8 protein-coding genes are annotated in these 14,515 nt (G+C 43.4%); 4 read left to right on the top strand and 4 right to left on the bottom strand.

From position 1 onward, the window contains the following. Positions 1-67 precede the first annotated feature (67 nt). Positions 68-2,017 carry a DNA topoisomerase III gene (locus MHM98_RS11065; RefSeq protein WP_239439331.1) on the top strand — a complete coding sequence of 650 codons (1,950 nt, stop codon included), beginning with the start codon at positions 68-70 and terminating at the stop codon, positions 2,015-2,017. Between the two features lie 19 nt (positions 2,018-2,036). Here MHM98_RS11065 and MHM98_RS11060 read toward each other — a convergent pair whose 3' ends face one another. Then, positions 2,037-5,873, bottom strand: coding sequence for a translocation/assembly module TamB domain-containing protein (locus MHM98_RS11060; RefSeq protein ID WP_239439330.1), 3,837 nt, complete (start codon positions 5,871-5,873; stop codon positions 2,037-2,039). Next, on the bottom strand, positions 5,873-7,585 hold the full coding sequence (locus MHM98_RS11055; protein ID WP_239439329.1) for an autotransporter assembly complex family protein: 1,713 nt from the start codon (positions 7,583-7,585) through the stop codon (positions 5,873-5,875). The genes MHM98_RS11060 and MHM98_RS11055 overlap by 1 nt, the downstream gene beginning before the upstream one ends. A 297-nt stretch (positions 7,586-7,882) precedes the next feature. On the opposite strand from MHM98_RS11055, the gene dinB reads away from it, so the two are divergent. Then, positions 7,883-8,965 carry a DNA polymerase IV gene (dinB, locus tag MHM98_RS11050; RefSeq protein WP_343229211.1) on the top strand — a complete coding sequence of 361 codons (1,083 nt, stop codon included), beginning with the start codon at positions 7,883-7,885 and terminating at the stop codon, positions 8,963-8,965. Positions 8,966-8,980: 15 nt separating this feature from the next. Here the strand turns inward: dinB and MHM98_RS11045 are convergent, their stop codons facing one another. Both MHM98_RS11045 and MHM98_RS11040 read right to left on the bottom strand, forming a co-directional pair. Continuing rightward, positions 8,981-9,808, bottom strand: a complete 828-nt coding sequence (locus tag MHM98_RS11045) for a hypothetical protein (protein WP_239439328.1) — start codon at positions 9,806-9,808, stop codon at positions 8,981-8,983. A gap of 108 nt (positions 9,809-9,916) precedes the next feature. Beyond that, positions 9,917-11,371 carry an aminoacyl-histidine dipeptidase gene (locus tag MHM98_RS11040; RefSeq protein ID WP_239439327.1) on the bottom strand — a complete coding sequence of 485 codons (1,455 nt, stop codon included), beginning with the start codon at positions 11,369-11,371 and terminating at the stop codon, positions 9,917-9,919. Between the two features lie 180 nt (positions 11,372-11,551). On the opposite strand from MHM98_RS11040, the gene MHM98_RS11035 reads away from it, so the two are divergent. Both MHM98_RS11035 and MHM98_RS11030 read left to right on the top strand, forming a co-directional pair. Continuing rightward, complete coding sequence (locus MHM98_RS11035; RefSeq protein ID WP_239439326.1) at positions 11,552-12,850, top strand: NCS2 family permease; 1,299 nt, start codon at positions 11,552-11,554, stop codon at positions 12,848-12,850. A 92-nt stretch (positions 12,851-12,942) separates the two neighbouring features. Further along, positions 12,943-14,484 carry a methyl-accepting chemotaxis protein gene (locus MHM98_RS11030; protein ID WP_239439325.1) on the top strand — a complete coding sequence of 514 codons (1,542 nt, stop codon included), beginning with the start codon at positions 12,943-12,945 and terminating at the stop codon, positions 14,482-14,484. Positions 14,485-14,515 lie beyond the last annotated feature (31 nt).

The following is a 14,515-nucleotide window of genomic DNA, read 5'->3' as shown; positions in this document are numbered from 1 at the left end:
GTGATTTGGATCACCTTTGTTTGTGTGATTGCGTTCGAACTTTTACTATTTTTCTTTTGATATTGTTATGAATTTATACATCGCCGAAAAACCTAGCCTTGCCCGTGCAATTGCTAATGGCCTCTCTTCTTCACAAACGAAACACGATGGTTATATCAGTTTGCCTAACGGTGACGTTGTCTCGTGGTGTATAGGCCATTTATTAGAACAAGCGACACCTGAACATTATGACGAGTGTTATAAAAAGTGGTCGCTAGACTATTTGCCTATTTCGCCACAGCAGTGGCAACTTATTCCAAAGCCTAAAACCAAAAAACAGATTGGTGTGCTGCGCAAGTTAATTAAGCAAGCTAGCGTGTTGGTTAATGCAGGAGATCCAGACCGCGAAGGCCAGTTATTAGTGGATGAAGTTATCCATTACTGCGGCGTAAAGGGCACAAAGCTGGCGCAGACCAAGCGATTGTTAGTTAGTGATCTCAACTTAACAGCTGTTAAGAAATCTCTAGCCAATTTGCGCGTAAACGAAGAATTTAAGCCCTTATCAGCTTCGGCGTTAGCACGCTCAAGAGCAGATTGGTTATATGGTATGAATATGACTCGTGCTTATACGGTACTTGGTCAGCGCGCAGGCTATCAGGGGGTATTATCTGTTGGTCGCGTGCAAACGCCAGTACTTGGTTTGGTAGTAGCACGTGATGAAGAAATTGAACATTTTGTCGCTAAGCCTTTTTATGAAGTAGTGGCAACGCTAACCACACAAGCTAATGAATCTTTTGATGCCAAGTGGATCCCTAGCGACGCTTGTGAAAAGTATCAGGATGATGAGGGGCGAGTTATTTATCGCAAGCTTGCAGAAAATGTGGTGGCGCGAACAAGCGGTCAACCCGCTGTTGTAAAAAGTGTCGATAAGCAAAAGAAACGTTTAAATCAGCCGTTGCCTTATAATTTATCGGCGCTACAAATTGACGCCGCTAAGCGTTTTAATTTGTCAGCGAAACAGGTGTTAGATTGTTGTCAGGTACTGTACGAAAAGCACAAGTTAATTACCTATCCGCGATCTGATAATCGATATCTTCCAAAGGAGCACTTTCGTGAAGGTGCTAAGGTAGTCGCCGCTATAGCTAATAACGATAGTTCATTAGCAGATGCAGTCAATGGCTGTGATACATCGATAAAATCCAAGGCCTGGAATGACAGTAAAGTCGATGCTCATCACGCTATTATTCCAACGATGAAGCAGCTAAAGTCAGCGAGCTTGTCTGGCACCGAGGCAAATGTATATTCATTAATTGCCCGCCAATATTTAGCGCAGTTTTATCCAGTTCATCATTATAGTGAAATGAAGGTGGAGATTGATATTGCGGGTGGTGAGTTTAGAGCGAAAGCGAAGTCGATTGATAATATAGGCTGGAAAACGCTTTTTAAGCACAAGAGTGAAGATGTAATCTTGCCAGCGTTAAGCGTTGGTCAGCCACTTAATTGTCAGTCGTCGCAAGTCATTGATAAGATGACTCAGCCACCTAAGCCTTTTTCTGATGCAACTTTGTTAGCCGCTATGACGGGGATTGCCAGATACGTTAAAGATCCTGCGATTAAAAAAGTACTTAAAGAAACCGATGGTTTAGGCACAGAAGCCACAAGAGCCAGCATTATTGAATTGTTATTTAAACGCGGATTTTTAACGCGTAATAATAAATCAATTCACGCTACTAATAATGGCAAAGCGTTAATTAAAGCATTGCCGCAATCTGCAACAACTCCTGATATGACGGCGTTATGGGAAGCTAAACTCAATGATATCTCTCAAAAGCAGCTTGGTTATAACGGGTTTATGCAGCCACTCTTGGCGGACTTAGATCAGTTAATGAACCAAGCTAAGCACACACCGCTTGATGCTTTTACTGGCTTAGATAAAGGATCGCCAGCTAAGCAATTTAAGAAGCGGCGTAGTTATCGAGGGAAAGCTTCTAATACCCGAAAAACAGGCACACGGAAAACTAGTTCGCGAAAAACCTAAGTTTATTCAACGACAGGCTCTAATCAAATGAAAATTGATAGAGTAAATCCAATGCTTGGTCAGTGTTATTGATAAATTCAACGAACAGCCTGCGATTAACTTGATAGCGCAGGCCAACTTCCGGCAGGGCATCGAATACGCCGACGCCATAGCGTAATTGCAGTTTCGGGCCGATAAAACCACTAAATTCTAATCGCGTTTGATCGCCACTGCCTGAGGTAGTGACATTGAGGTTATCGATGCCCACAGCATCACCGATGGCGTTCACTGCTTTACTAGCGCCACCGAGTCCACTATTTACTAACATGGCAATGGCCAAATTCTGACCATAATTGCTGTCACTCCCGAGGCCATATCCACGTAATAAATAGGAAATCGCCTGTTGTTGCTCTAGGGCTGGCTCTGAAAAGATGGTTAATGCAGGCTGATTAACATCGCCGTTAACATAGACTCCGGCAATAACACCATCGTTCGTATCAACAGGATCGCGGATTGCTTTAATATTGATAACTGGATTGTTGACTGAGCCGGTAAATATAATTTGCCCTTGCTCAATTAGCAGCCGCTGGCCAAACGCTTGGTAAGTCGCATTAGATAAACCGAGCTCTCCATAGGCACTCAAGGGAAGTTGAGCGTCTTGTTTTAGAGTGAGCTCTCCGCCAACCAAAGAATCGAGACCAAAGGCGTTAAGATGTAATTTATCGCCCAATTGGGTTTTTACATCTAGGTCAATCAGCATCGCTGAACTTTGCTTTTCTTGCGAGACAACTGTGACATCCGGTGAAATGGCAACCGCTGATTCAGGCAGTGATTCTAGCACTATATTCGCTTCATCAATGGCAAGATCACCACGAATTTTGGCGAGTGTCGGTGTCAGTTCAACATTAATCGATGGGCTAAAAGTAATATCAACGCCATTTTGCGGCATCACATTAAGGGCTTGGCCATTAATGGTGAGATCTGCTTTAGGTGTTTGGCTCCAATCTAACAAGCCACTAATATCGCCATGACCTTGTACCAGTTTAAACTGACTAGTTAGCGAGGCTTTAGTGCCGTTAAAAACTATATTGGTATTTAAATCATCGATGGTGTTTGGCAATTTGTCACTGGCAATTTTAATGTCATTAGACGAGAGGCTACCGAAAATTTGTTGTGCTTTGCTATCTATAGTGAAACCAGCACTAACGCTTAATTCACCTTCTAATTCTGACACATAGCGTAAGAAAGGTTTGTAGGGAGCGAGTTGTAAGCCTTGGCTATTTAAGTGGCCACTGATAAAGGGGGAGTCCTCAAAAACGTTACTTAGCATACTGGCGTCGACTTTACCTAGGGTTGGCGAAGACAACCGTAAAATAACGTTGGCTAAGGTCCGGTTAACCGCGCTGTTAATATGCAAAGAGTCAATGTGGTGGGTGACTAAGTTGTTATTGACGTCACTTGTTACAGTGCCATCTTGCCAGACTAGCTGAGTTGCCAAACTAAGTGCTTGGGGGTTAAAAGATTGAAAGGTCAGGTTGCCAGTAATAGGTCCTGTAACTTGATGCTGCTTTGGCAGGTATGCCTGAAAATCTTGCATATCTAACCCCGTCACATTCACCGTAGCGAGGTTTGAGCGCATGCTCGTGGTATTGATTTCAAAAGGCGATGCCAAGCAAAGTTCGCTAAATCGCATTTGATTATGATTTAGCTTTGTGCGCCAGCAGTGCTCACTCAAGTCAATGTCTTTGTTTTTTAGATCAATGGCAACTTTGGCTGGTGAGGCTAAGGCAATGGTTGATTGCTGGTAGTTGAGTACTGTTGAGGTCAACTCGCTGATCCAGTTTGTGTTTTCAATACTACCCGACAATCCCAGTGCTCCTGAGATGAAATTTGATGTTATATCGGCCCTGAGCTGATGTTGTTTAGCATCCCCCGCGAGAGATAACGACACCGCTGCATCGGTTAATACATCGCTATAAGTTGCTTGGTTAATGCTCACGTCAATGTGTGAATTGGTACTTTCACTAATGCCCTGCGGTGAAATCTTGGTCTTAGCATTTATCGATATTGCGCCTAAATCTATGGCATATTCGGGGTAGCTAATATGATTACCGGATAAGTTAGCGATGACATCTATAGCATCAATAGGACCAGTAGCATTTATAGTTCCAGTGATACTGGTGGGTTTGGCTCCGCGCATAAATGGCAAAGATTGCCCAAGATCTGCAATGGCAATTTTGGCATCAAGAGCCGATTTAGTATTGATTTGACCATTTAACGTCAGCTCATTTATGCCGTGTTGCAGCGACAATGTCTCGATGAACCACTGCCCAAATGGATTCCTTTGATCTTTTGCGTTGTATCTAGCGTCCACAACGCCTTGAAGATTGAAAGGTCGCTCTAGCGCATTACCGTTTAATGCGAGCTGTGACATAGTAAGCTGCCATTGTTCGTTTTTTAGCTCAACGTCATAGCTAATGTCACCATTGATAGTCGCAGGTAATTTGTCGATTAGCGATGAAAGTTTTAGTGAATCAAATGTCAATTTACCGCGGCTTTGAATGCGAGCCCCATTTGGATCTCGCCAGCGAAAGTCGCCAGAGCTATGCACTTTTCCTAGATCGTTTTTTAGCGCCAAATCGATGTTAGAAAACGCATTTAAATCACCATGTGCTACTAGGTCGATGCTTGATATTGGTAAATGCTCATTTTTAAGTTGGGTATTTAAGCGCAGTTGATAGTCATTTAACGTACCATCAAACTTAAGTGATCCCTCTGCAATTTCTTGCTGATAAATATCAATCGGCTGCCACGTCAGACCGAGACTGATAGGTAGATTGTCATTAAGCGGTGAAGCGGTGCCTGATAATGTCGCGTTAAGCTTACCTTGTGTTGTTAATTTAATAGCGATTGAACTGCTGTCGCCAGTTAAGGTAAGTGCTGTTGCTTGAGCGCCTAGTGGCGAAAAGTTGTGAGCACCACTAAGGGATAAATCGATAGAAAAATTTGGCGTTAATTGGCCTTTCATCGCAAGCTTGAGCGGGAAATTATCGATAAGTGCTGAGACAGTGAGGCTGTTTATCGCTTGATTGTTAAGGCTAGCGCTAACAAGGATATCTTTTGCGTTATGGGTTAGCTTACCATCTTGTGAGCGCAGCTCTGCAGTGGCCACAGTAAAGGACTTTATTTGTGTTTGGCTGAGAATTATTGGCCACGCAATGGTGCGCCACTTACTCTGTAGCTTAGCAATAGAGTCAGCAGAGAAATATGACTCTTCATTATTTTGAACTTGCCGATTAGTAATCTGTGCATCAGCACTTAGTATTACCTTGGCATCAGCTACAGCGAGATAATTTATCGCGATGCCTCTAGCTTGCCAACTGCCACTAAACCTTGTTTGTTGCACCTCGATTATTGCTTGTTTTGAAGAAACGCTTAGTTGATCAACCGCAAATTGCTCAATGGTGATAGGCCAAGGCGTATGGGTATCAATAGTGATGGAATTTTTGCTGGCGGTTTCAAGTGCTACTGCGTCATCATCGCCCTCATTTTTTATGTCCAATTTGAGCTTGGCAATAGTGGCGTTGGTTACACATAACTCAGAATGCCAAAAGCAGCGCCATTGCCAATCAATCGCTAAGTTATCTGCAGCGATGCTAATTTGAGCGTTCTCGAATGACAGGCGTTTTATGCGAGGCGAAAATAGTAAACTGCCGGAACTTAACTCCACTTTCAAATTCGGCACTAGCTGCTGTGTGATTTGCAACGCGACGCGATTTCCCCACGGCGTCAATAGAACAAATAGCACTAGCAAAATCGCAACGGCTAATCCAAAAGACGATTTTTTGGTAATTGATGATGACTTCAGGCTTTTCATTACAAATCGAGCCCTATTGCAAAGCTAATGTTGAATGGGCGGTCGAATCGTTTAATGTCACTGCCTTGTAATCCTTTAGCAAAATCCAAACGAACCAATCCTACGGGAGTTTCCCAACGAACACCTATGCCGGCGTCGCTATAGTTTTCTTCAAAGAATTTATCACCAATGGTACCAGCATCGTGAAATACAGCCAGACGCCACTTTTCCTTAATGGGATAACTGTATTCTATAGTACTTAAAAGCTGAGTGAGGGCACCACGAGCTTTATCGTCACTATCTAGTGGCGACACACTGTTAAATTTATACGCACGCAGGTTATTATCGCCACCGGCGAAATAACGCATCGAAATGGGCACTTCACTAATCTCATCGGCGTTAATGTAACCAGCTTCGACTTTTAGCAGGAGCTGGTGGGTTTCGTTGTATTGTCTAAGCCAGTTTGAACGCAACGACAGTTTATAAAAACTCGATTGTGAGCCCCATGCTTTATCGGAAACTTCAACGGAAACAAATTGACGATCGCCCCAGTGCGGCGTGATCCCGCCTTCGCGACGCTCACGAATGTAACTGATGCCAGGAATTAGGTGGGTGCGTGTTTGGGTTTGTGTATTATCTTTCTCACGCTCATATTTTAACAGCAAGATACGCTTCCAATCTTCATTGATTTGCTGATGTCGTTGCCATTGCAGCGAGTATTTGCGATAGCGATTATTGGTGTCGTTAAAATTACTGGTATGGCGCCAACCTAGCACGTAATTGGTATAGTCTAAATTGGGATCACCATGGGGCACTTTATAGTTGTTAGTGACAGATTGCTCTTGTTGATTGAGCTTGATTTCGCTTTCTAGGCTATGCCCGTAACGATTTATCCAAGGCTTGACCCATTTCAATCGACCACGCTCACCAAGCTCAGAAGTGACACCCGCACTTACTTCGACAATATTCCGTGGTCGATGCATGGCTGTTACTTTGATATCTATCGACTTATCCAAACCATTAGGCAGGGCAGGGATAGCCTGAACACTAGTAAAGTAACGGCTTTGATTTAATGAAATATTATAGTTGGCAATGGCTGCGCTGGTATAGGCATCGCCTTGTTTAAATGATGCCATCGCGCGCACGATATCATTGCTGGCATGATTTCCTTCAATCACTATAGCGCCAAAGTGATAACGCTCACCAGTATCAAAGACTAAATCAATCAATGCCGTTTGCGATTTTATGTCAACCTTGACGCTGTGCTTGATCCATTTGGCATCGAAAAAACCGTAAGCGCGAGCGATGTCCATCATGGAAGATTTTGTGGTTTGATAACTGCCGTGATCGAGTTTAGAGCCGACAACTAGTGGGTAGCTATTTCGCTGCGCAACAAAGGGCTCAAAGCTTGCGCCACTGCCACTAACGCGATAATTAGAATGGGTAATGACGACTGGATAGCCCATTGCAATATCGACGGTGATGGTTGGGGAATTGCTATTCTTGTCGAAAGATAAATTAATTTTACTATTGTAATAACCCAAGGCCTGCAGCGCTTGATTCACTTGGCGGTGTAATTGTTTTTTCCAGTAGGCTAGATTGTCGCGATTTGGCGATGAAAAATCTTCAAGGTAAAGCGCAACGTTTTTCTTAACTTCGCTGCGCAGTGAGTCGTCACTTGAGATTATGTTGTATTTTACTGTTTGCGCGTGAGCTATTGTATGGAATAGCAATCCCAATCCCACAAAAAAAGCGCAATAAAAAACTCTCAATCTCGACCTACCTAAATTAATTCCATTACAGCAATTCAAGGTTGCTACCATGTTAACGACCATTAATTCATGGCGTTGTTCCGTAAACGCTAATTATCACCCGTTATTGACATCGATGCATCTTTTTCGAGTCTTTAATTTTATAAATTTACGATTGTTACCTAAAGATTATCTGGGTAAACTAACAACTGGTTTTATATACAGTTCACTTGTTAGTGGAGAGTTTGGTAGATAGTTTGGTACAGAGGTTAGTAGAGAGTGACTCAGCGCAAAATTATTCACGTTGATATGGATTGCTTTTTCGCAGCTGTCGAAATGCGTGATAATCCCGCATTGGCCAATCAAGCGGTGGCTGTGGGAGGTTTGCGCGACCATCGGGGGGTGATTTCAACCTGTAACTACAAAGCGCGAGAGTTCGGTGTGCGCAGCGCGATGTCTACGGCAATGGCGTTGAAATTGTGTCCATCGTTGGTACTAATGCCAAGTCGTTTTGATGTTTACAGTGAAGTATCTGCTCAGATCAAAGCAATTTTTCGTCGTTATACCGATTTAGTCGAGCCATTATCACTTGATGAAGCATTTTTAGATGTTTCAAACGCCAGTGCTTGTCAAGGCAGTGCTAGTTTGATTGCTGAGCAAATACGACAAGAGATTTTTGACACTACAGGATTAACGGCGTCTGCTGGTATTGCTCCCAACAAATTTTTGGCAAAGATTGCATCAGATCTCAATAAACCAAATGGACAATATGTTATTCCGCCGAGTGATGTTGACGCCTTTACCGCGCAATTGGCGCTGAGAAAGATCAGCGGCATTGGCAAGGTCACCGCTGCAAAACTCGAAAATTTCGGTCTGATTTATGGTGAGGATATTCGTCGCGCCGAGCCTGAGTTTCTTCAGCGGTATTTTGGTAAACTCGCCGATGTATTAGTAGCGCGCTGTTATGGCATCGACGACAGTGTGGTTAAACCAAATAGAGTCAGAAAGTCGGTTGGTGTTGAACGCACACTATCCCATGATGTGACAACATTAGCGCAATGCCTTGATGAATTAGCTCGTCTAAAATCCATGTTAAAAGAACGCTATCGACACACCGAGCAGCTCGCTATTCACAAGCAGGGTGTGAAGTTAAAATTTAGCGATTTTCAATCGACAACGGTAGAACAAGCCGTCGATGAATTTGATGAGTCATTGTATGTAACGCTATTAAAAGAAGCTTTCGAGCGTGGCGAAGGAAGACCTATTCGCTTAGTGGGTATCAATGTTGGTGTGCGAAATAACCAAAATTCACAGCCTGATAGCAACTCCGATTTAAATCAATTAACACTGTTTTCTTCTTGAATACTAATAATGGGGTTAATGTTGGGTGAAATCGTGGAGAATAATCGCTGTGTTGAGATCAAAACGGCGATAAGGGCTCATCATAATGTGCGTATTGAAATGCTTCGCAAACCGGCCATTGCTTTCTAAGATTTCAAGACCTCTGGTTATTCTCACATGTAATCTTTTGTTGTCCTTGTGAACGAAATAGGTGGACTGCATGTGATTCTTAAAGGCCAGATTTGGTAGCTCAACGATATCTGGATGTGATTTTCTAATTAAATCGCTGCCATATAACTCAACGGGTAATACATCATATCGTCCCATTAGTAGGTTTTTAACGACACTTCCAGCATTATGAGAAAATAGGACATTAAGGTTTATCTTTTTAAATAGTTCTTTTTTAGCTGACTTTGCGTTTCTACCTAATTTAAAAGGCGCTAATTGTTGAAGCGATGTAATGTGTCTAAATTCGTCAATCCGATCTTTGTGGACGAGTAAAACGATAATTCCTCCATGGCCGCGCAGTAAATCAATGTTAATTTTTCTAAATGCACTTGCATATTTTGGATGTGGATTGCCCCATAATACGTCCAAACCTGCCTTATTCGCTAATGACCACTGTAGTCGCTCTCCTTTGGCCGGTACTTTTTTCGGGAGTAATAGATAATCACCATATTCTGGTTTAGTGGCGTCCAAAACCATTCGTAACAAACCAAGGAAATAGGAGTTTCGCTCATATTCGGCAGCGTTGAAATTTTCTTTACGGCCGCGTTTGTAATAAATCACATCCTGTGCCCAAGCAGGAGCGCTCAATAGCAAAGATAAAACGAAAACGATAAACGAGGAATAAACTCTGTCCATAAGCTCACAACATTCTTCATTAGGCGGTGCTTTTTAAGTTACCAGCAAAAAAAAACGCTGTCAGCAAATTCTGCTAACAGCGCTTTCTAATAGGTATTTTATTTGACTTTATTTCTTTGGAATATTCTTCAAAATCGCAAGGGTTAGTTGCCAGAAGCGCTCAACGGTGTCGATGAGTACTTTTTCATCTGGCGAATGTGGGAAGCGGATCGTTGGTCCATAAGAAACCATATCCCAATGTGGGTAAGCATCTTTAAATAAACCACATTCTAAGCCAGCGTGAATAACCATAATCTTTGGAATTTCGCCAAATAACTCGTTATAGGTATCACGTACCACACCCATAATTTGCGAAGAAGTGTCAGGTTTCCAGCCAGGGTAAGCGCCAGTGAATTCTACTGAAGCACCAGCAAGTGAAAATATACTGCCAATAGTATTCTGCGCGTCGATGCGACGTGAATCCATCAATGAGCGGATCAAACACTGTACGTGAATTTTATTACCGCGGGTTTTAATTACACCCAAATTATTTGAGGTCTCTACCACGCCTTCAATCTCATCACTCATACGGAATACACCATGTGGAATGCTGTAGAGTGCTGCAAGTAAACGGCGTTGTAAATCTAGCGCCAATACCGTATCACTCTCTTCACCTGGATCGACAAAAATAGCTAAATCAGGCTCAACGGCGGCTAGCTCTTGCTTAAAGGTTTCAGTTAATGTTGCAACGTCAGCTTTAAAGTCAGTCACATTATTCGTTGGTACTAAAACTTCAGCCACAGCTTCGCGAGGCAGGGCGTTACGTAGGCTACCGCCTTCAATGCTCGCTAGGCGCACTTGGTATTTGTCTGCTAGTTCAAACAAAACACGCGTTAACACCTTATTGGCATTGCCGCGTCCTAGGTGAATATCAACGCCAGAATGACCACCTTTTAGTCCTTCGATGACAATACTTAGCGCTGTATGGTCTGCTGGCGCGGCTTCAGTCTCAAGGGCGAAAGTCGCATTGGCATCAACGCCGCCGGCACAGCCCATGTAAACTTCGCCTTCATCTTCAGAATCGGTATTAAGCAGAATTTCACCGTCAAGGTAACCAGACTCAAGACCAAAAGCGCCAGTCATTCCTGCTTCTTCATCAACAGTCAGCAGCGCTTCTAGTGGACCGTGCTCAATGGTGTCATCGCCAAATACTGCCAGAATTGCACATAAACCAATGCCATTATCAGCACCCAGTGTAGTTCCTTCGGCAGTCACCCAATCTCCATCGATGTATGGTTTTATTGGATCAGTAAGAAAATCATGGTCAGTGTCATTATTTTTTTGCGGCACCATATCAAGGTGTGCTTGCATCACTACGCCTTTGCGATCTTCATAGCCCGGCGTGGCGTCTTTTTTAATGATTACGTTGCCAATTTTATCACGGGTTACACTTAGACCTTTGTTTGTCGCCCAATCGACAATATGTTGAGCGATTGCTTCTTCGTGCTTTGATGGGTGAGGAATGGCACACAACTGAGAAAACCACTGCCATAACGGCTGTGGCGTTAATGTAGATAGAGGCATGTTATAAATCCTAAACTTAAAATCGCGGCGTATCATAGCACAAGTTTATTAGGAATAATTATCAACTACGACTTTAGTGGATCATTATCTGCTCGCATTCGACGAAATAACATTGATAATCAAGCGCCTTAGTCCCATAATCGGCGGTTATCAAATTGTAATGGCTCAACAAATAACGCAATGCTCGAACGATTATTTCAATTAGTGCAGCACCAAACCGATGTCAAAAAAGAAGTCACCGGTGGCTTAGCTAGTTTTTTAACCATGGCTTATATCCTGTGTATCAATCCGTTGATTCTCTCGCAGGCTGGCATGGATAAAGGAGCTGTGTTCGTAGCAACTTGTTTAGCGGCGAGTTTTGGCTGTATTTTAATGGGGCTAATTGCCAATTACCCCATCGCATTAGCCCCGAGCATGGGCCTCAACGTATTTTTTACTTACGGTGTTGTTATACAGCTTGGACATAGCTGGCAAGTTGCGCTTGGCGCTGTCTTCCTCTCTGGAGTTGCTTTTCTCGTCATTAGTTTGTTTCGGATCCGTGAGCTCATTGTCGAAAAAATTCCGCTATCGTTACGCCAAGGAATAGCCACCGGAATCGGTTTGTTTTTAACACTTATCTCGTTAAAAATCGCTGGAATAGTCGTAGTTGACGACAATACGCAACTTACACTGGGTAATGTTTTTTCTTTTGAAGCCGCTATGTGGGTGATAGGCCTGTTAGTGATGATTGGATTTGCTGCACGAAGTTGGCGTGGTGGCATGTTGGTGGCTATTGCAGTCATTACAATTATTAGTCTGTTATATGGCAAAAGTGATGTTGATGGCATAATCAGCGCGCCGCCTGACGCAGCAGCCACCTATATGGCGATGGATCTTAGTGGCGCGTTAGATATTGGTTTATTAGCAGTTGTCTTTGCATTTCTTTTTGTCGATCTCTTTGATTCAGCTACCAGTTTAGTCGCGGTGGCGCAGCGAGGTGGGTTACTAAATACTGCGGGGCGTTTTGCGCGATTTGGCAAGGCGTTATTTGCTGATGCGTCGGCAACATTATTTGGCGCGAGTTTGGGGACGTCTACAGTGACCACCTACGTTGAAAGTACGGCAGGTGTCGCCGCTGGTGGTCGCACAGGACTGACTTCTGTTGTCGTTGGCCTGCTATTTTTAGTAGCAATATTTTTCTATCCGTTGATTGACGCTGTTCCTTTAGCTGCTGCTTCACCAGTGATTTTTTATGTTGCTACCTTGATGCTAGCTGGTCTCATTAACGTTGAATGGGAAGACTTAACTGAAGCTATTCCCGTAGTTATTACCGCGATTGTTATGCCGCTCACAATGTCGATAGCTAATGGTATTGCCCTTGGTTTTATTAGCTATACCTTAATTAAACTCGTCGCTGGACGTTATAAGCAGCTAAATGCATTAGTCATCGTCTTAAGTATATTTTTTACTGCAGAATTGTTGTTACGAGCACACAATTAATAATATTTTATTACTTGATTTGTATTAGTGCTATGATAGTTTCTCAATCCAATCTTAGTTAGTAGGCGCCGTGATGCGCTTTGGGATCTATCATGAATACTTCGTCAGGCGGAAACGAACGTTCTTTTTCAGCGGATCAACAATTGGTGTCAGTCACCGATCCACGTGGTGTGATACTTTATGCCAATCCGGCATTCTGTGATATCGCAGGTTATTCTCTTGAAGAATTAACAGGGCAGCACCATAACATTGTCCGGCATGATGATATGCCAAAGGCAGCCTTTGCCGATTTGTGGCAAAAGCTTAAAAATGGCCGTTCTTGGCGAGGCATCGTTAAAAATCGTTGTAAAAATGGCGATTATTATTGGGTAGATGCTTATGTAACACCGCTGTATGAAGGCAATAAGGTTGTTGCTTATCAATCGGTGCGGGTGAAGCCGCAACAAGCGCACGTTAACAAGGCCGCTGCATTATACAAGGCGATCAACAGTGGTAAAAATCCTGCACGCGGATTGTTATCACCGCTGATGAAAATGCTTATTTGCGGCGCTTCAGCCGTCGGCATTATGGCAGCCAGTGTCATGATTGAATCACCGATTACAACATTATTCACCGTTGGCGGTCTGCTAGGTGTTGCTATTGCAGCGCTTAATCAAGAGCTCTTTGTCGTTCCCAATTATATCAAGCGTGTTAAAGCGGATATCGATTCGCCATCGCGTCATATATTTTCTGGTGGCGGCCCAATCGGCGTCTTGGATTACCCCAACCAATTAGCACAAGCCAAAATAAGAACTATCTTAGGTCGAAGTCGTGACTTAGGCAGTAATCTTGTTGATGTGTCATCCAAGCTAGATAATGCTTCAAGCACCAGTTTAAAAGGATTGTTGTCGCAAAAAGATCAATTGTCACAGCTTGCTGCTGCTATTACTCAAATGAGTGGGGCGATTAGTGAAGTGAGTCATAATACCGTGGACTCTCGCGATCGCGTTGATAGTGTTAACGCGCAATGTGATGAGGCTATCGGTGCGTTGGAGCGTTCTCAAGAGCGCATAAGTGTGCTTGGCAGTGCAATTGGTGAATCAGCACATACAGCCACCGAATTAATTCAAGATGCCGATGAAATTGCGACTATTATGTCTGAAATTCAAGGTATTGCCGACCAAACCAATCTATTAGCACTCAATGCAGCAATTGAAGCTGCCCGCGCTGGTGAACAAGGGCGAGGTTTTGCGGTTGTAGCAGACGAAGTAAGGACTTTGGCTAGCCGTACACAGGTTGCGGCGGAGCAAATTCAAAAATCAGTAGAAGCGCTTCAGCAAACATTAAGCGATTGGGGAGCGTCGATGCTCAGTAGCCAGCAAACTGCTGGGGAGTGTAACGATAAGAGTGAACAAGCACTTGAGGTTATGCGCAGTGTAGTAAGTGCGATGCATCAAGTTAATCAATTAGGTGAGCAAATCGCGGCGGCAGCCGAAGAGCAAAGTACCGTGGCGCAAGAAATTTCCAACAACATTATTCATGTTGATTCTATCGCGCAAGAAAACACGCAAATGAGCGAACAAGTTCAGGTGCAATCAGAAGCTGTCAAATCTTGCAGCAAAGATATTCACAAACTCAGTGCCACCTTTAAATAGCGTGCATCTATAGGCTAAAGGGTAGCGGCAA

This window comes from Psychrobium sp. MM17-31, from assembly GCF_022347785.1.
In the GTDB taxonomy this organism is placed as follows: domain Bacteria; phylum Pseudomonadota; class Gammaproteobacteria; order Enterobacterales; family Psychrobiaceae; genus Psychrobium.
This window is presented reverse-complemented; position numbering and strand designations above follow the sequence as displayed.

Coding starts and splice junctions, on each gene's coding strand:
- MHM98_RS11035 (WP_239439326.1), top strand. CDS start 11,552: ATGCTCGAACGATTATTTCAATTAGTGCAGCACCAAACCGATGTCAAA.
- MHM98_RS11060 (WP_239439330.1), bottom strand. CDS start 5,873: ATGAAAAGCCTGAAGTCATCATCAATTACCAAAAAATCGTCTTTTGGA.
- MHM98_RS11030 (WP_239439325.1), top strand. CDS start 12,943: ATGAATACTTCGTCAGGCGGAAACGAACGTTCTTTTTCAGCGGATCAA.
- MHM98_RS11065 (WP_239439331.1), top strand. CDS start 68: ATGAATTTATACATCGCCGAAAAACCTAGCCTTGCCCGTGCAATTGCT.
- MHM98_RS11040 (WP_239439327.1), bottom strand. CDS start 11,371: ATGCCTCTATCTACATTAACGCCACAGCCGTTATGGCAGTGGTTTTCT.
- MHM98_RS11045 (WP_239439328.1), bottom strand. CDS start 9,808: ATGGACAGAGTTTATTCCTCGTTTATCGTTTTCGTTTTATCTTTGCTA.